Origin of the sequence: Diaphorobacter aerolatus, assembly GCF_014489535.1 — a bacterium.
GTDB classification, from domain to species: domain Bacteria; phylum Pseudomonadota; class Gammaproteobacteria; order Burkholderiales; family Burkholderiaceae_C; genus Diaphorobacter_A; species Diaphorobacter_A aerolatus.
Genome location: NZ_CP060783.1, coordinates 2,160,179 through 2,177,000, shown reverse-complemented (window position 1 = coordinate 2,177,000; position 16,822 = coordinate 2,160,179). Strand labels below are relative to the sequence as shown.

13 protein-coding genes and 1 pseudogene are annotated in these 16,822 nt (G+C 63.4%); 8 read left to right on the top strand and 6 right to left on the bottom strand.

The window, feature by feature from the left end:
• Positions 1-65 precede the first annotated feature (65 nt).
• Positions 66-650: an HdeD family acid-resistance protein gene (locus tag H9K75_RS10070; protein WP_226858635.1), complete on the top strand. Its 585-nt coding sequence runs from the start codon at positions 66-68 to the stop codon at positions 648-650.
• Between the two features lie 20 nt (positions 651-670).
• On the opposite strand, the gene H9K75_RS10065 is transcribed toward H9K75_RS10070, so the two are convergent.
• Positions 671-1,561, bottom strand: coding sequence for a DMT family transporter (locus H9K75_RS10065; RefSeq protein WP_187725992.1), 891 nt, complete (start codon positions 1,559-1,561; stop codon positions 671-673).
• Positions 1,562-1,817: 256 nt separating this feature from the next.
• Between H9K75_RS10065 and H9K75_RS10060 the strand changes: the two genes are divergently transcribed.
• Entirely contained in the window at positions 1,818-2,645 is an 828-nt protein-coding gene (locus tag H9K75_RS10060) for a substrate-binding domain-containing protein (protein WP_226858634.1), read from the top strand.
• A 27-nt stretch (positions 2,646-2,672) separates the two neighbouring features.
• Here H9K75_RS10060 and queA read toward each other — a convergent pair whose 3' ends face one another.
• Positions 2,673-3,779 carry a tRNA preQ1(34) S-adenosylmethionine ribosyltransferase-isomerase QueA gene (gene queA / locus H9K75_RS10055; RefSeq protein ID WP_187725670.1) on the bottom strand — a complete coding sequence of 369 codons (1,107 nt, stop codon included), beginning with the start codon at positions 3,777-3,779 and terminating at the stop codon, positions 2,673-2,675.
• A 291-nt stretch (positions 3,780-4,070) separates the two neighbouring features.
• On the opposite strand from queA, the pseudogene recG reads away from it, so the two are divergent.
• The 4 genes and pseudogenes from recG to ygiD all read left to right on the top strand — a co-directional run bounded on the left by recG (position 4,071) and on the right by ygiD (position 9,444).
• Positions 4,071-6,219: pseudogene (recG, locus tag H9K75_RS10050) on the top strand (ATP-dependent DNA helicase RecG).
• Positions 6,220-6,465: 246 nt separating this feature from the next.
• Complete coding sequence (locus tag H9K75_RS10045; protein WP_187725669.1) at positions 6,466-7,431, top strand: LysR substrate-binding domain-containing protein; 966 nt, start codon at positions 6,466-6,468, stop codon at positions 7,429-7,431.
• A 232-nt stretch (positions 7,432-7,663) separates the two neighbouring features.
• Positions 7,664-8,536: a 4-hydroxybenzoate octaprenyltransferase gene (gene ubiA / locus H9K75_RS10040; protein WP_187725668.1), complete on the top strand. Its 873-nt coding sequence runs from the start codon at positions 7,664-7,666 to the stop codon at positions 8,534-8,536.
• A 23-nt stretch (positions 8,537-8,559) separates the two neighbouring features.
• On the top strand, positions 8,560-9,444 hold the full coding sequence (gene ygiD / locus H9K75_RS10035; protein WP_187725667.1) for a 4,5-DOPA-extradiol-dioxygenase: 885 nt from the start codon (positions 8,560-8,562) through the stop codon (positions 9,442-9,444).
• Positions 9,445-9,453: 9 nt separating this feature from the next.
• On the opposite strand, the gene proC is transcribed toward ygiD, so the two are convergent.
• Both proC and H9K75_RS10025 read right to left on the bottom strand, forming a co-directional pair.
• The gene (gene proC, locus H9K75_RS10030) at positions 9,454-10,281 is read right to left on the bottom strand and encodes a pyrroline-5-carboxylate reductase (protein ID WP_187725666.1); all 828 of its coding nucleotides are present in this window, start codon (positions 10,279-10,281) and stop codon (positions 9,454-9,456) included.
• A gap of 93 nt (positions 10,282-10,374) precedes the next feature.
• Entirely contained in the window at positions 10,375-11,595 is a 1,221-nt protein-coding gene (locus H9K75_RS10025; protein ID WP_187725665.1) for an esterase-like activity of phytase family protein, read from the bottom strand.
• 217 nt (positions 11,596-11,812) lie between these two features.
• On the opposite strand from H9K75_RS10025, the gene aqpZ reads away from it, so the two are divergent.
• Entirely contained in the window at positions 11,813-12,514 is a 702-nt protein-coding gene (aqpZ, locus tag H9K75_RS10020; RefSeq protein ID WP_187725664.1) for an aquaporin Z, read from the top strand.
• 60 nt (positions 12,515-12,574) lie between these two features.
• On the opposite strand, the gene glpK is transcribed toward aqpZ, so the two are convergent.
• Complete coding sequence (glpK, locus tag H9K75_RS10015) at positions 12,575-14,071, bottom strand: glycerol kinase GlpK (protein ID WP_187725663.1); 1,497 nt, start codon at positions 14,069-14,071, stop codon at positions 12,575-12,577.
• Between the two features lie 16 nt (positions 14,072-14,087).
• Complete coding sequence (locus H9K75_RS10010) at positions 14,088-14,861, bottom strand: DeoR/GlpR family DNA-binding transcription regulator (RefSeq protein ID WP_187725662.1); 774 nt, start codon at positions 14,859-14,861, stop codon at positions 14,088-14,090.
• A gap of 166 nt (positions 14,862-15,027) precedes the next feature.
• On the opposite strand from H9K75_RS10010, the gene H9K75_RS10005 reads away from it, so the two are divergent.
• Positions 15,028-16,632 (top strand): glycerol-3-phosphate dehydrogenase/oxidase, encoded by a 1,605-nt coding sequence (locus tag H9K75_RS10005; protein ID WP_187725661.1) that lies wholly within the window; start codon positions 15,028-15,030, stop codon positions 16,630-16,632.
• Positions 16,633-16,822 lie beyond the last annotated feature (190 nt).

Genomic DNA, 16,822 nt, shown 5'->3' with positions numbered 1-16,822 from the left:
AGACCTGCGGCGCATGAGCTTTCATAATCAAAGCAGATTCATCTCCTGAAACTGGAAGGCACGATATGTCAACGCAACCCGATCCACGCAGCCCCATGGGCTCGAACTTTCTGCGCGACACCGTGGGTCGCAGCTGGTGGGTAGTCCTGCTGTTTGGCATCTTCTCGGTGCTGTTCGGCATCATGGGCGTGATCAATCCGCTCGCTGCGGGCGCTGGCCTTACCTGGGCCATCGGTCTGCTCGCGCTGGCCGAAGGCATCACGGGCCTGATCGGCGCGTTCGGCAAGAACGCGGGCGTCAATCGCGGCTGGATGATTCTCTATGCGGTCATCTCCATCATCTTCGGTGTGCTGGCGTTGATGAACCCGTTGTCGATGGCAACGAGCATCGCGGCGGTGATGGGTATCTGGTTCGTGGTCTCGGGCGTCATGCGCATCATCTGGGCGATACGCGTGCGCAAGGAAATCGACAACGAATGGATGCTGATTCTCAGCGGTCTGCTCGGCATCATCCTCGGCGTGATGCTCGTGATGGCGCCGCTTGCGGGCGTGTTCGTCGGCGCGATCTGGATCGCCGTTGGTGCGCTGTTTTATGGCGCATTGCAGATCTGGGCCGCGTTCAAGATGCGCAAGCTCTCGCCGTCCGCTTGACAAGCAGGGCGCTTCGCCGCTCAGCGTGACTCACGCACCGAGAGCCAGACGCTGAGCATGCCGCCCACCGCAATCGTCACCATGCCGGCCACGGCCCATTGATCGGGAATGTGGCCGTACATGAACCAGCCCGCGCACAGCGCAAACGGAATCTGGCTGTAGAGAAATGGCGTGATCGTAGCGGGGCGCGCGTATTCATACGCCTTGAGCAGCAGCAGATGGCCCACCGCGCTGCCCAGCCCCATCGCAAGCGTTCCGAGCCACAGCGCGGGCGTCATGCTCGCGCTCCAGGTCCACGGCAGGAGCAGCGTGGTCAGTGAAAACGCGAGCAGGCTGGTATAGATCTGCGTGGTCTCGGGGCGTTCGCGGCCGGCCATTTCGCTGCTCACGATCTGGTAGGTGGTGTTGGCGAGCAATTGCAGCAGAGGCCAGAACAGTGCGCCGAACGAGAAGCCCTCGCCACCGGGCCGAATGATCACCAGAGTGCCCGCAAAGCCCACGAACACCAGCAGCCAGCGCAGCCGGCTCACCGGTTGCTTGAGCCACAGCGCCGCGACCAGCGTCATCGCAATCGGCGTCATCGCGATGATGGCGGTGAATTCGGCCAGCGGCAGATAGCGCAGACTCATCATCGCGCAGGCATTGCTCAGACAGAACAACATCCCGCGCGCGAGTTGAAAGCGCCAGTGCCTGGTGCGAAAGATGGCGGTGCCCCAGCGGCTCGTGGCAAAACCGATCGTGAAGATGCTTTGCAGGCTGTAGCGCAGCCACAGCGCCATGAAGATGGGCACGAGCGAGCCGACGTATTTCGAGCCTGCGTCGAGCACCGAAAACGCCGCCGTGGCGGCAATCGTGAGAACGATTCCGGTGAGCGCCGAGGGGCAACGCGGTACGCTGAAACGGGCGACGATTCGCTGTCGGTGGACTTGGGCACAAATGAATGCCACCCAGGGGTAGCGACAAAAGGGTGTGTATCAACGGCGGGGACCAGGGCCATAGGCTTGCGGTCGATTATAAAAATGCAATCGCATTTGCGCTGGACGCGCGCCGCGCCGACTGACAACTGCTTTCACACTGGCAGTTTGGCGCAGGCACAGGCGCGCGCATACTCAAATCACCTGCCCGAATGCAGGCACATTCCAGGAGACCAAAACAATGCCCCAAGCCGTGTCAATCACTACGCAATTCACACTTGGCCGCCGCGCGTGGCTGCTGGCCGCCGCGTTGCTGGCGGCGGGTTGCGCGCAAACGCCGACCTCGCCGGTCACCGATGGCGGCGCTGCTGAGGCGGTCCGCGTGATGACCTCCGGCGGTTTTGCAGAGGCGCATCAGCGCCTTGCGCCGGAATTCACCCAGGCCACGGGCACCCGCGTCGAGACGGCGCTCGGCTCCTCGATGGGCGCATCGCCCACGTCGATTCCCAACCGGCTTGAAAAGGGCGAGGTCGCGGACGTGGTGATTCTGGCGCGTCCGGCGCTCGACAAACTGGTGGAGCAAACCTATGTGCGCCCGGGATCGCAGGTCGATCTGGTGCGCTCGGCGATTGGCCTGTCGGTGAAGAAGGGCGCGCCGGTGCCCGACATCAGCAGCGAGGAAAAATTCAGGCAGGTGCTGCTCAACGCGAAAAGCATTGCGTATTCCGCAAGTGCGAGCGGCACGTACTACGAATCGGCGATGCTCAGAAAGCTCGGCATCCACGATCAGGTCATGCCCAAGAGCCGCAAGATCCTGACCGAACGCGTCGGCACCATCGTCGCGCGTGGCGAGGCCGAGATCGGGCTGCAGCAGGTCAGCGAATTGCTGCCGATAGAAGGCACCTCGTTCGTGGGCAAGATTCCCGAATCGGTCCAGCAGTACACGATCTTCTCGGCAGGCGTGGCCACAACCTCGACCAATGCGAAGGGCCTGGAGTCGCTGCTCAGGTTCTACACATCGCCCGCCGCGCGCAAGACCATCGAGGCCACGGGTCTGGAGCCCATCGCCGCGCAACGTTAGGGCCCGGTGAACAGCCCACGAACGTCGTCAATCGCGCTTGCGCGCCAGCAGCATCGAGTCACCGTAGCTGAAGAATCGGTACTGCTGGCGGATCGCATGCTGGTAGAGCGACATGATGTGCTCGTAGCCGGCGAACGCGCTCACCAGCATCATCAGCGTGCTCTTGGGCAGGTGGAAATTGGTGATCAGCAGGTCCACCATCCGGTATTCGTAGCCTGGCGTGATGAAGATGTTGGTGTCGCCCGTGGTGTTGCCGGAGCGGGCCCAGGATTCGAGCGTGCGCACGGTCGTCGTGCCGACGGCGACGATGCGGCCACCGCGCTGTCGGCAGCGCTCCAGCGCCGCGAGTGTGGCAAGCGGTATGTGATACCACTCGCTGTGCATGACGTGCTCGGCGAGGCTTTCCGTCTTGACGGGCTGGAAGGTGCCGGCGCCCACGTGAAGCGTGACGCTTGCGCGTTCCACACCGCGTTCCTGAAGGCGTTGCAGCACCGAATCGTCAAAGTGCAGGGCGGCGGTCGGAGCCGCTACCGCGCCGGGGTTGGCAGCAAAGACCGTCTGGTAACGCTCGCTGTCTTCCTCTTCGTCGGGGTCGGTGTCGCCGTTCTGCTGGCGTTCGATGTAGGGCGGCAGCGGCAGGTGACCGTGCCTTTCCATCAGTTCGTAGGGAGTCTCGCCGTTCGGTCCGTGAAAGGCCACATGGAACAACGGGCCGTTTTCATCGGGCCAGCGACCGAGCAGTATGGCGTCGAAGCCGCCGCCGCCAAGACCGCCGCACAGATGCATGCGACCGCCGACCAGCGGTTTCTTGCTCACGCGCATGTGGGCCACGACTTCGTTGCCTTGCAGCACGCGCTCCACCAGTATTTCCAGCTTGCCGCCGCTTTGCTTCTCGCCGAACAGCCGGGCCTTGAGCACGCGGGTGTCGTTGAAGACCAGCAGATCGCCGGCCTGCAGCAGCTCGGGCAGTCCGTTGAAGATGCGGTCCACGGGCGTGGCGTTGCGGCCATCGAGAAGGCGCGAGGCACTGCGCACGGCGACCGGGTGCTGCGCGATCAGGGATTCGGGGAGTTCGAAATCGAAGTCGCTCAAGCTGAATTCGCGACGGGGTGCTGCGGACGAAGGTTGTGACATGGATGGCAGGGAAGCGTTCAACTCGCAAGAGCGGGGCTTGACAGGCCTGAACGACTCCAAAAAAGGAAACTGGCTGCGACTTTCTGACCCGCGCGACCCGGGCCGCGCGAGATACTTTCAAGCCGCGAATTCTAAGACCAGGCGGAATTCACCGGCTTTTCCGCATTTGCCGCGCAGTTGTTTCGCCGTTGGCCGCATACCGCGCGCCGTATCATGAAGATCACGCCTCAGACGTGATAGCCTTTCGGCCCGTCGGTCCCTTCATCCGTCCCATTCGCAGCGCTCGCCGAGATGCCGGCTTCCTCTTCCTCGTCCTCATCCGATTCCGCACGCGCGTCTCCCCCGCCGGACGGAAAAAAGGCTGCGCTGAGCGCGCCGCAAAAGGCGCTGCACAAGCTCGGGTTGGTGCGCGACATTGATCTGGCGCTGCATCTGCCGCACCGCTATGAGGACGAGACACGCATCACACCGATCCGCAATGCGCGCGATGGCGAGACGGCGCAGATCGAAGGCGCGGTGATTTCCAGCGAGGTGCAGATGCGTCCGCGCCGTCAACTGGTCGTGCGTCTTGACGACGGCAGTGGCGAGTGTGAGCTGCGGTTCTTCAGCTTTTATCCATCCCATCAGAAGACCATGGCGGTTGGCGAACGCATTCGCGCGCGCGGTGAGGTCAAGGGCGGCTTCTGGGGCGTCAGATGCTGCATCCGGTGTTCAAGAAGGCCGACGGCGAGCTGCCAGCCGCGCTCACGCCGGTCTATCCGACGGTCGCGCAATTGCCCCAGGCCTATCTGCGCCGCGCGGTCGCGGGCGGGCTGCGCCGGGCCGATCTTTCCGAGACCATCGGGCAGGCCCTGCCACCGGCTCCCGTAGCACTGCGGGGGCCAAGAGGCTGGAGCCGCTTTGGAGCCTCCAGGACTCGCTGTTCTTCCTGCATCACCCGACGCCGGACGTGGCGCTGGCGACGCTCGAGGATCACACGCACCCCGCATGGCAGCGCCTGAAGGCCGAAGAGTTGCTTGCACAGCAACTTTCACAGCTCACCGCAAAAAGAGAGCGCGCACGTTTGCGCGCCCCATCACTCAAGCCTGCGCAGGACTCGAGTGCGTTGCATGAGCAGCTTCAGGCCGTTTTGCCGTTTCACCTGACCGCCGCGCAGCGCCGCGTCTGCGCAGAAATTTTTGCCGACCTTGCGCGATCGACGCCGATGCACCGGCTGCTCCAGGGCGATGTCGGCTCGGGAAAGACTGTGGTTGCGGCCATGGCAGCCGCGATCTGCATGGATGCGGGCTGGCAATGTGCTTTGATGGCGCCCACGGAAATCCTCGCCGAACAGCATTTTTCCAAGCTGATTGGCTGGATCGAGCCGATTCTCGCGGCGCGCGGCAAGCGCGTCGCGTGGCTTGCCGGAGGGCAGAAGAAAAAAGAGCGCACGCAAATGCTCGCAATGGTTGAGAGTGGCGAGGCGGCACTGGTTGTTGGTACACATGCAGTAATTCAAGAGCAGGTGAAATTCAGCAACCTGGCGCTTGCGGTCATCGACGAGCAACATCGCTTCGGCGTGGCCCAGCGCCTGGCGCTTCGGCAAAAGCTTCAGGCACAGGGGATGGAACCACACATGCTCATGATGAGTGCAACTCCCATTCCTAGGACGCTGGCGATGAGCTACTTTGCTGATCTCGATGTTTCCACGATCGACGAGCTTCCGCCGGGGCGCACGCCGATCGTGACCAAGGTGATCTCCGACAGCCGCAAGGATCAGGTGATCGAGCGCATCGCAGCGCAGGTAGCCGACGGTCGTCAGGTGTACTGGGTTTGCCCGCTGATCGAGGAAAGCGAGGCGCTCGACCTGTCGAATGCCACCGCCACGCACCTGGAACTCAGTGAGGCGCTGCCGGGAGTGTCGGTGGGGCTATTGCATTCGCGTATGGCGGCGGTTGAAAAGAAATATGTAATGGAAGGTTTCAAGAGCGGTACCATCAGCGTACTTGTCAGCACGACGGTCATCGAAGTCGGGGTTGACGTGCCCAATGCGTCATTGATGGTGATCGAGCATGCGGAGCGTTTTGGCCTGTCCCAATTGCATCAACTCAGAGGTCGCGTCGGAAGAGGAGCCGCCGCCTCGGCATGTGTGTTACTTTATTCAACAGGTGAAAGCGGACGTTTGGCGAACGCTGCCCGCGAAAGGCTCAAGGCAATGGTCGAAACCAACGATGGTTTCGAGATAGCACGGCGAGATCTGGAGATTCGGGGCCCGGGGGAACTGTTGGGTGCGCGCCAATCTGGTGACACTTTGTTACGATTTGCAGATTTGTCTATCGATTGTGAGTTGCTGAGTTGGGCTCGCAATGCTGCTCCAAAAATGCTGGATGAGTATCCGGCGTTGTCGGAGCGCCATGTGGCGCGCTGGCTGGGTAGCAAATCTGATTTTTTGAAAGCGTAGTCCGTCTGCAAGTCAGATGTTTTGGATTTCAGGTGCTTGTATGAAGTTGATATTTTTCGGAAGGGACGCGAGTCTTTTTATATAGCCTGCGTTGCGCGCTGTTTCTGTGCTGATAGATGCAAAAGCCCGTGGATTTCAATTGTTAGTGCTCACTCAATTGTTTTTGCGGTTTGCATGGAATGCATGCACACGATACCGTCGGCAACGCCACAGTGCAAAATGTTGTAAGGCCTTGCAGGAAATCACATGACCCTCACAGAACTCAAATATATCGTCGCAGTAGCCCGGGAGAAGCACTTTGGTCGCGCTGCCGACGCGTGCTACGTCTCGCAGCCGACCTTGTCTGTCGCCGTCAAAAAACTGGAAGACGAACTGGAAATCAAGCTGTTCGAGCGCAGTGCCGGTGATGTGTCTGTCACGCCTTTGGGTGAACAGATCGTCCGCCAGGCGCAAAGCGTGCTTGAACAGGCTGCAGCGATCAAGGAAATCGCCAAGCGCGGCAAGGATCCGCTCGCAGGTGCGCTCACGCTGGGCGTGATCTATACCGTCGGCCCCTATCTTCTGCCCGAACTGGTGCGCCACGCGATCGCACGCACGCCCCAGATGCCGCTCATGCTGCAGGAAAACTTCACCGCCAAGCTGCTGGAAATGCTGCGCACCGGTGAGATCGACTGCGCCATCATGGCCGAGCCTTTCCCCGATACCGGCCTGGCGCTTGCGCCGCTGTATGACGAGCCTTTCATGGCCGCGCTTCCCGCCAGCCACCCGCTTGCGGAAAAGCCCTATGTCTCGGCCGCCGAGCTCAAGAACGAAACCATGCTGCTGCTGGGCGCGGGCCATTGCTTCCGCGATCACGTTCTCGAAGTCTGTCCCGAGTTCGCGCGCTATGCGAGCAATTCGGAAGGGATTCGCCGCACGTTCGAAGGCTCGTCGCTCGAAACCATCAAGCACATGGTCTCCGCCGGAATGGGCATGACCCTGGTGCCGCGCCTGTCGGTGCCGCGCGATGCGCTGATCACCACTTCGCGCCGCCGCAAGAGCGACGATGCGCACATCCGCTACCTCCCCATCAAGGAAGAAGACGGCAGCGGCCCGCCAATGCGCCGTGTGGTGCTGGCATGGCGCCGCAGCTTCACACGTTACGAAGCGATTGCCGCGTTGCGCAACGCGGTCTTCGCCTGCGAGCTGCCCGGAGTGACCCGCCTGTCCTGAGCATGGCAAACCACCGCAGCGAGATAAAAGGGCGCTGACCGAAAGGTCGGCGCCCTTTCTGCTTTTGCGGTCGAGGCCGTTCGTCGTCCAGGCATTCTGACTGCCGCATGGGGAGACCTGCCGCCCACGCACACAGGCGGAGTCCATCGCGTATAAACGCTGGGCCAAGCCTGCAAACGGATTCGTGTCCCGGGTTTGCCGCTGTCGCTTCAACTCATCTCTTTGACACCGAATGTCTGCCGTCGCTCCTCGCTCACGCCTGTCCCTGTATCTGGATCTGGTCCGCTTCAACCGGCCCGCGGGTTGGCTGGTGCTGGTCTGGCCGACGCTGGTCGCGCTCTGGGTCGCTGGGGATGGTTTTCCGGGATGGCATCTGCTGATCGTGTTCGTGCTTGGCACGGTGCTCATGCGCAGCGCCGGTTGCTGCATCAATGACATTGCCGACCGCGATTTCGACAAGCATGTGAAGCGCACCCAGGCCCGCCCGATCACCAGCGGGCAGGTCTCCGTTTTCGAGGCCGCGATGCTCGGCGCAGTGCTCGCGCTGATCTCGCTCGGACTGGTGCTGACCACGCGCTGGGAAGCGGTGGCGTGGTCCGTTCCGGCCGTGCTGTTCACGATCCTCTATCCGTTCACCAAGCGATTCTTCGCGATGCCTCAGGCTTTTCTGGGCATTGCCTTCAATTTTGGCGTCGTCATCGCGTTCGCGGCGGTGGTCGGCGAGGTGCCACGCACCGCGTGGCTGCTTTGGACCGCCAACATGTTCATGGTGCTGGCCTACGACACCGAATATGCGATGGTTGATCGCGACGACGACCTCAAGATCGGCATGAAGACCTCGGCCATCACGCTCGGTCGTTTCGACGTGGCCGGCATCATGCTGTTTTTCGCGTTGTGCTGGTGCCTCACCGCCGTGGCGATTGCACCGCACCGGCTGGGCTGGCCGTTCTGGCTGGGCATGGCCGTGGCTGCGGCGCAGATGGTCTGGCACTACACGCTGATCCGCCACCGCACACGCGAAGGCTGCTTCACCGCATTCAGCAAGAGCCACTACATGGGCGTCGCGATTTTCGCCGGGGTGGTGCTTGGATTTGCATTGCGCTGAAGTGACCCCAACTGGAGAGAATCATGTCCACAACTCACTCGTTCCATTCTCCCGATCAATTGGCCGCAGCAGCGGGGCTGGCCTCGCTCAAGCCATCGCCGCGCATGCCCGTGCTGTTCGTCGGCCATGGCAGTCCCATGAACGCGATCGAGGACAACGAATACAGGCAAAGCTGGCAGACGCTGGGCCAGTCGCTGCTCGCGCAGCATGGCAAGCCGCAGCTTGTTCTGTGCATCTCGGCGCACTGGCTCACGCGCAATGAATGGGCGCTGACCGGCATGCCAAAGCCGCGCACCATCCATGACTTTGGCGGATTTCCCGAGGAATTGTTCGCGCAGCAATATCCTGCTCCCGGTTTCCCCGAGGTCGCGAGCGAGCTGGCATTGCGCCTCGATTCGCCGCAAACGAATCGTCCCGTGCTGGTGGACGAGACCGAATGGGGTCTTGATCACGGCACCTGGAGCGCGCTCAAGCCGATGTTCCCGAACGCCGACATTCCGGTGATGCAACTGAGCCTGGTCTACAGCCGTCCGCCCGAAGAACATTTCGCGCTGGGCGAGCAGTTGCGCGCCTTGCGCGATCAGGGCGTGCTCGTCGTCGCGAGCGGCAACATCGTGCACAACCTGCGCGCGCTCAAGCCCGACGCAGCGCCCAACCAGGCGTACGACTGGGCCAGCGAGTTCGATGAGCATGTCGCCTCGCGCATCGAAGCGGGCGACCTCAAGGCGCTCACGCGCTTTCAGGAGCTTGGCCAGGTGGCGCAGCGTGCCCACCCGACCTTCGATCACTATCTGCCGCTGCTGCACGCCGCTGGCGCGGTGCATGAGGGCGAGACGCCGCGTTTCTTCAACAGCGATTTCCAGATGGCCGCGATTTCGATGCGCTCGGCGATCTGGGGGGCTGCCTGAGGCTGCGGCTTATTTCCCGAACTCAACCGCCAATTCCTGCGCGCGTTTTTCCGCTGCACGCATGGCGTCGATGAAATGCTCGAGCACCTTGTGCTCCTGCATGTGAACGATGGCGGCGTGCGTGGTGCCGCCCTTGCTGGTCACGCGCTGGCGCAGGACGTCGGGGGATTCGCTGGAGCGCGCGGCGAGTTCCGAGCCGCCCTGGAAGGTGGCGACGGCGAGTTGGTAGGCCTGCTCCGGCGGCAGCCCCATGTCCTTGCCGGCCTGGGTCATGGCTTCGAGGAACAGGAACACATAGGCAGGACCCGAGCCGGAAATCGCGGTGACCGCGTCGAGGTTGCTCTCGTCCTTCACCCAGACGAATTGGCCGGTGGTGCTGATGACCTGTTCGATCAGCAACTTCTCATTGGTGGTCACGGCTGCGCGGGCGAACAGACCCGTGATGCCCTTGCCGACCAGCGCGGGCGTGTTGGGCATGGCGCGCACGATGCGGTCGGTGGCGAGCCACGCGGCGATGCTGTCGCTGGTAATGCCAGCGGCGATGCTCAGGTGCACGGCGTGGCGCGTGAATTCGGCGCTGGCTGCGGCGGCGTCCTTGAAGGTTTGCGGTTTGACGGCCCAGACCGCGAGCCCTGCGCTGGCAAGGGCGGCGCTGGCCTCGGGCAACGCGACGATGCCGAAGTTTTTCCGAAGACTGGCGCGCGCTTCTTCCCAAGGCTCGACCACCAGGATTTGCGATGCCGGCATGCCCTTGGCGATCAGGCCGCCGATGATGGCGCTGGCCATGTTGCCGCCGCCGATGAAGGCCATGGTGGGGAAGGAGCTGGATGGGGTCATGGAGTCTGCTTTGGATGTGTCTGGAACGGAACGCGGAGTGCATCGGGACTATACGCCCGACGCACTCATGGATCGATCTGATTTCAGCGTGAATCAGTCGGCGGTACAGACGGTCTGCTCGGCAAGCGCAATGAATTGCGTGACTTCGGCCGGATTGAAATTGTTGTCGCTCACCAGCACGAGGACACGTTCGCCGCCCGGCAGGGGCGGGCCCCAGCTCATGCCCTCGAGGTTGTCCAGGCTGCGCAGGCCGAGCCGCGCGAAATCCAGTACCAGCGTCTTGTCAGCGGAGCGATACTGGCCCGGGACCAGAGCCTGCATGGGCAGCACGTCGGTCGCCGCACCGGGGCGGATGTCGATGCGATAAAGCCTCGCGCCCCAACCCTGCCCGAGGGAGAACGAGCGTTCGAGCACCAGCAGGTGATCCGGGCCGTCCGCGAGTATGTCGCTCACGCCGTTGATCGCCCGCTGCGGGAGCAGGGCGATGTCGTCGGCGAGCGCGTCGGGCTGATAGGCGATCTGCCGGATCGGCGCGTGCGGACTCGTCTTCGCGTCCAGTGCGGTGATGCGTACCGGCGCGCCTGAGTGGCCGGGCGAGGGCATGGCGCCGTCCTGCCTGAGCGCGCCTTCCATCGACAGCCAGAGCGTGCGCCCGTCGGGGCTGAAGCTCATGCCTTCGAGCGTGAAGGCGTTGCGCGGTCCGGTGTTCGCTGCTTCGATGGGATTGGCGGGCGGCCGCAGCATCGAGGGCAAAGGCCATTCGCCGATCCAGCGACCATCGCTGCCAATCTCGTTGAGTTCCGGGCCGAAGCCGCGCGCAAAATCTCCTTCGCTGGTCCACAGCATGCGATCAGTGCCGGGGACGATGCGCAGCGCTTCGGCGTCGGGCACGGGCACATGCGGGCGCGCTTGTCGCGCGTTTGCGTAGGTCTGCTGATCGGGTCCGCGCAGGCCGTGCATGCCGGTCAGCCACACCTCGTGCAGTCCGCTTGCGTCGTAGCGCATGCGCGCGGAATAAAAGCGCGCCGGTCCGTGGACCGATCGGTCATCGCTGACCATCACGAACTGCCCACGCGCGGCGTCCCAGTCGATGGAGGAAAGCCCGCCGACGGGCACGCCGCCGTATTGCGCATCCACATCCCAACGCACCTCGCCGAGCAACCGGAACTGCGGCGCACCGGCCGCTGCATTGCAGTGCGTGAAGAGGTGTGGTGGCGCGGTCGTTGCGACGCTGCAGGCCGTGAGCCAGTGCGCTGCCACGAGCAGCCAGCACAGGCCTGCAAGTCGGCGCGCACGGGAAGGCCGCGCGCTCATGACTTTCCGGTCTTTGGGGGAGGTTCCGCTGTTTGTTCCATTTGGCAACGCATTTTGCGCACCGTCCGATGAATTGTTCACATTGTTTGCCACTGCGCGTCACAAGGACTCGGTAGCATTTTGCCCGGATTGACTGCGGCAATTGCGGTGCCTGTACAGGCGCAGCAATTGCATAGGCGCAGTGCAACAAAGAGTCATTTGATCAAAAGGAATGGATATGACATCCAACATCAAAAAGTGGGCCGCTGAATTTATCGGCACGTTCTGGCTGACCTTCGGCGGTTGCGGCAGTGCCGTGCTGGCTGCGGGATTCCCCAATGTGGGCATCGGCCTGCTCGGCGTTTCCTTCGCCTTCGGCCTGACGGTGCTGACCGGCGCCTATGCGCTCGGCCCGATCTCGGGCGGTCATTTCAACCCGGCGGTGTCGGTCGGGCTGGCGGTGGGTGGCCGCTTCAAGGCGTCCGAATTGCCGGGCTACATCATTGCGCAGGTGCTTGGAGCCATCGTCGCCGGTGCCGTACTCTATGTGATCGCCACGGGCAAGCCGGGCGCGGACATCGGCGGTTTTGCCACCAACGGCTTTGGCGAGCATTCGCCAGGCGGCTATTCGATGATGGCGGCGCTGGTTGCTGAGGTCGTGCTGACCGCGATCTTCGTGATCGTGATTCTGGGTGCCACCGCCAAGCGTGCCGCAGGCGGCTTCGGCGGCCTGGCGATTGGCCTGTGCCTCACGCTGATTCACCTGATCTCGATTCCGGTCACCAACACCTCGGTGAACCCGGCTCGTAGCACCGGCGTGGCCGTGTTCGGCCCTTCGATTGCGATCTCGCAGCTCTGGTTCTTCTGGGTGATGCCCATCGTGGGCGCAATCATCGGTGCCGTGATCTACAAGGCGCTGCTAGCCGACGACAACGAGTAACTCCCCCAAAGAACTGGCGCCCTTGAGGCGCCAGTTCTTTTTTATGCAGGCCTGATCGGCTTAGGCCGCAGTGGTCTGGCGCACCGCATGCTCCCACTGCTGCATGAGTTCGGCGGCGCGGCCGCGTTGCATGGTCGGCATGAAGCGGCGTTCGGCCTTCCAGAGCGCCGACAGTTCCTTCGTGCTTTGGTACAGGCCCGAAGACAGTCCCGCGAGATAGGCCGCGCCGAGCGCGGTGGTTTCCACACACGCCGGACGCACCACGGGAATCCCGAGCAGATCGGCCTGGAACTGCATCAGCAGATTGTTCACGCTGGCACCGCCGTCCACACGCAGTTCGGTGACGGGCGCGCCACCGGCGGCCACGGCGTCGCGGCTCATCGCCTGCAGCAGCGCGGCGCTTTGGTAGGCAATCGACTCGAGTGCGGCGCGTGCGATGTGCGCGATGGTCGTGCCGCGTGTCAGACCGGTGATCGTGCCGCGCGCGTCGGGTTTCCAGTAGGGCGCGCCGAGGCCGGTGAACGCTGGCACCAGCATCACGCCGCCCGAGTCGGGAACGTTTTCGGCGAGCGATTGCACCTCGCCGCTGTTTTCGATGGCGCGCAAGCCATCGCGCAACCATTGCACGACCGCACCGCCGACGAACACGCTGCCCTCCATCGCAAATTCGGCGCGCGTGTGCGTCTGCGCCGCGCTGGTGGTGAGCAGACCGTTGTGCGAGGCCTGGAAGTGGTGGCCGGTGTGCATCAACAGGAAGCAACCCGTGCCATAGGTGTTCTTGGCCATGCCGGCGCTGAAACAGGCCTGGCCGAACAGCGCGCTTTGCTGGTCGCCCGCGACGCCGCCGATGGCGATGCTGCTGCCGAGCAGTGCCTCTGCCGTCGCGCCGAAATCCGCACTCGACGGCAGCACCTCGGGCATCAGCGAGCGCGGGATGTTCAGGGCTGCGAGCAGTTCGTCGTCCCATGTGTTGGTATGCACATTGAAGAGCATGGTGCGCGACGCATTGCTCACATCGGTGAGGTGGCGTCGGCCCTGCGTGAGCTGCCAGATCAGCCAAGAATCCACGGTGCCGAACGCCAGTTCGCCGCGCTCGGCCTGCGCGCGCGCGCCGGGCACGTTGTCGAGCAGCCATTGCAGCTTGGTGCCCGAGAAGTAGGCGTCGATCAGCAAACCGGTCTTGGTCTGGATGGTCTCGGCCAAGCCGCGCTCGCGCAGCTCGGCGCAGATCGGCTCGGCGCGGCGGTCCTGCCAGACGATGGCGTTGTGGACCGGCGCGCCGGTCTTGCGGTTCCACAGCACCGTGGTCTCGCGCTGGTTGGTGATGCCGATGGAGCGGATCTGGCTTGCGTTGATGCCCGCCTTCTTGAGGGCCTCCTGCGCGGTGGCGAGCTGGGTGTTCCAGATCTGCGCAGGGCTGTGCTCGACCCAGCCCGGACGCGGATAGATCTGCGGCAACTCGTGCTGCGCGAGCGCGACGATCTGGCCCTTCGCGTCGAACACGATGCTGCGCGAGCTGGAGGTGCCCTGGTCAAGAGCGAGAAGGTACGAGGTCATGGTTTTTCGGCTGAGGTTATGGGGTTCGGGAGGCAATCACGCATCGCACGCCGGCTTCTTCGAGCAGCGCGGCATAGGGCGCGGGCGGTTCGACATCGGTATAGAGCACGTCGATCTGGCCGAGCCGGGCCAGCTCGATCATCGCGGGCCGGTCGAACTTGCTCGCATCGGCGGCCAGCCAGACCTCGCGCGACTGCGCAATGATGGACTGCGCGACCTTCACCTCGCGCAGATCGAAGTCGCGCAACGAACCATCCTGCTCGATGCCCGAGATGCCGATCACGCCGATATCGACGCGGAACTGGCGGATGAAATCGACCGCCGTCTCGCCGACGATGCCGTGATCGCGCGAGCGAACCACGCCGCCCGCGACGATGACCTCGCATTCCGGGTTGTCGGCCAGGATCGCGGCCACGTTCAGGCTGTTGGTGATCACGCGCAGCCCTTGATGCTGCATGAGCGCGCGCGCGATGGCCTCGGTGGTGGTGCCGATGTTCAGGATCAGCGAACAGCCATCGGGAATCGCGCTGGCCACCTGGCGGGCGATGGAGCGCTTGGCGGCCTCGTTGAGCAACTGGCGCTGAACGTAGCCGATGTTCTCGGTGGTGGAGGCGGGCATGCGCACGCCGCCGTGATAGCGCGACAGAACGCCTTGCTGGGCAAGCTGCTTGACGTCGCGCCGCACCGTCTGCAACGTCACGCCGAGCTTGTCCGCGAGCGCCTCCACCGAGGCGGAGCCCTGGCGACGCACTTCGTCGACGAGCAGGTCAAGGCGGGGATTGGCAATCATGGCGGTGATGAGGTTTGGGTCGGGCGCTCGGTCGGGCCTGGCAGGAACGCCAAGGCGCTTGGTTTGAAAACATTGTCCGTCGAAAACGAAAAAAAAGGAACATAATAGAAAAAAATCGCACAAACAGCGATTGATACGCCAGCCAACCCTTCAGCGATTTCACACCATGAACGGCATCCACACGAACCAAGCTCCGCTCCAGACCGTACGCTCAGAACTGCTGAAGCAACTGGCCGAGCCGGTCGAATACGACCTTGCCATCGTCGGCGGTGGCGCGACGGGGCTGGGCACGGCGCTCGATGCCGCTGCGCGCGGCTTCAAGGTGGTGCTGCTCGAATCGCACGACTTCGCCAAGGGCACATCCTCGCGTGCGACCAAGCTGGTGCATGGCGGCGTGCGCTATCTGGCCCAGGGCAATATCTCGCTGGTGCGCGAGGCACTGCATGAGCGCACCACGCTGCTCAGGAATGCGCCGCATCTGGCGCGACCGCTGGCCTTTGTGATGCCATCCTACAAGCTGTGGGAGACGCCGTTCTACGGCGCGGGGCTCAAGATGTACGACGCGCTCGCGGGTGCCGCAGGGCTTGGCGCGACCGAATTTCTCGGGCGCATGGACACCATCCGCTGCCTGCCCACGGTGGCGAGCGACGGGCTCAAGGGCGGCGTCAAGTATTGGGATGGCCAGTTCGACGACGCGCGCCTAGCGCTTGCGCTGGCCCGCACGGCGGCGCTCAAGGGCGCGCTGCTCGTGAACTATTGCGAGGTGACCGGGCTCACCTATGCCGATGGCAAGGTCAACGGGCTCGTCTGCGTGGACAAGGAAGCCGGGGCGCGTTTCGAGATCAAGGCGCGCTGCGTGGTGAACGCGGCCGGCGTATGGGTCGATGCGCTGCGCGAAAAGGATGGTGAGGCCGTCGGCAAGCCGGTCAAGCCCATGGTCGCGCCGAGCCAGGGCGTGCACATCGTGGTGGATCGCGAGTTTCTGCCCTCCGATCACGCACTGATGGTGCCCAAGACCACCGATGGCCGCGTGCTGTTTGCCGTGCCGTGGCTGGGAAAGGTGATTCTGGGCACGACGGACAGCCCGAAGAACCAGCTTGACTACGAGCCCGAGGCCATGAAAAAAGAGGTCGCCTTCATTCTGAGGGAAGCGGCGCGATACCTGCGCCGCGCGCCCCGCATATCGGACGTGCGCAGCATCTGGGCGGGGCTGCGCCCGCTGGTCAAGCATCAGGACGACGACGCGGGCAACACCAAGAAGATCAGCCGCGAACACACGGTGCTGGTCAGTGCCAGCGGGCTGGTGACGGTCACGGGCGGCAAGTGGACCACCTATCGCTCGATGGCCGAAGACGTGCTCGAGCACTGCATGGACGCGAGGCTCCTGCCCAGGCGTGCCGGCGGCGTCACGGTCCGTCTTCCAGTGGTGGGCGCGACGACGGGCCCGATGCGCGAGGGCATGAACGATCCGCAGGGCCTGCATTCCTATGGCAGCGAGGCGGGTTTCGTGCAATCGCTGGAGGGCGCCGGGGTCGAACTGGCTCCGGGCTTCACCGAGGCGATGGTGCGGTTTGCCGCCCGCTGCGAATACGCCCGTACGGTGGAAGACGTGCTGGCGCGCCGCGTGCGGATGCTGTTTCTCGATGCGCGTCAGGCGGCAGCCGTGGCGCCGCGCGTGGCCGAAATCCTTGGCGAGGAGCTGGGAATAGATCCGCAATTGGACGTTTTTTCGGCAATTGCGCAACAATACGCAACGGTTCCGCAGCCCTGAGCCTCTTTTTCAGGGATGCAACACCTGCGAAGTACATCCAGCCGCTTGACGGCAGGATATTTCTTTGCGAGAATACAAGGCTTCGCATTAATTTATGCGAAAACTTTTCTGCCCAGCGGATGAGCTGTGAATGGTTTGCAGCTCTGACGACGGGCCCAAGACTGACTGGTTTGCTCTCATTTCGTGAGGG

Coding starts and splice junctions, on each gene's coding strand:
- aqpZ (WP_187725664.1), top strand. CDS start 11,813: ATGACATCCAACATCAAAAAGTGGGCCGCTGAATTTATCGGCACGTTC.
- H9K75_RS10070 (WP_226858635.1), top strand. CDS start 66: ATGTCAACGCAACCCGATCCACGCAGCCCCATGGGCTCGAACTTTCTG.
- glpK (WP_187725663.1), bottom strand. CDS start 14,071: ATGACCTCGTACCTTCTCGCTCTTGACCAGGGCACCTCCAGCTCGCGC.
- queA (WP_187725670.1), bottom strand. CDS start 3,779: ATGTCACAACCTTCGTCCGCAGCACCCCGTCGCGAATTCAGCTTGAGC.
- ubiA (WP_187725668.1), top strand. CDS start 7,664: ATGTCTGCCGTCGCTCCTCGCTCACGCCTGTCCCTGTATCTGGATCTG.
- proC (WP_187725666.1), bottom strand. CDS start 10,281: ATGACCCCATCCAGCTCCTTCCCCACCATGGCCTTCATCGGCGGCGGC.
- H9K75_RS10005 (WP_187725661.1), top strand. CDS start 15,028: ATGAACGGCATCCACACGAACCAAGCTCCGCTCCAGACCGTACGCTCA.
- H9K75_RS10025 (WP_187725665.1), bottom strand. CDS start 11,595: ATGAGCGCGCGGCCTTCCCGTGCGCGCCGACTTGCAGGCCTGTGCTGG.
- H9K75_RS10010 (WP_187725662.1), bottom strand. CDS start 14,861: ATGATTGCCAATCCCCGCCTTGACCTGCTCGTCGACGAAGTGCGTCGC.
- ygiD (WP_187725667.1), top strand. CDS start 8,560: ATGTCCACAACTCACTCGTTCCATTCTCCCGATCAATTGGCCGCAGCA.
- H9K75_RS10045 (WP_187725669.1), top strand. CDS start 6,466: ATGACCCTCACAGAACTCAAATATATCGTCGCAGTAGCCCGGGAGAAG.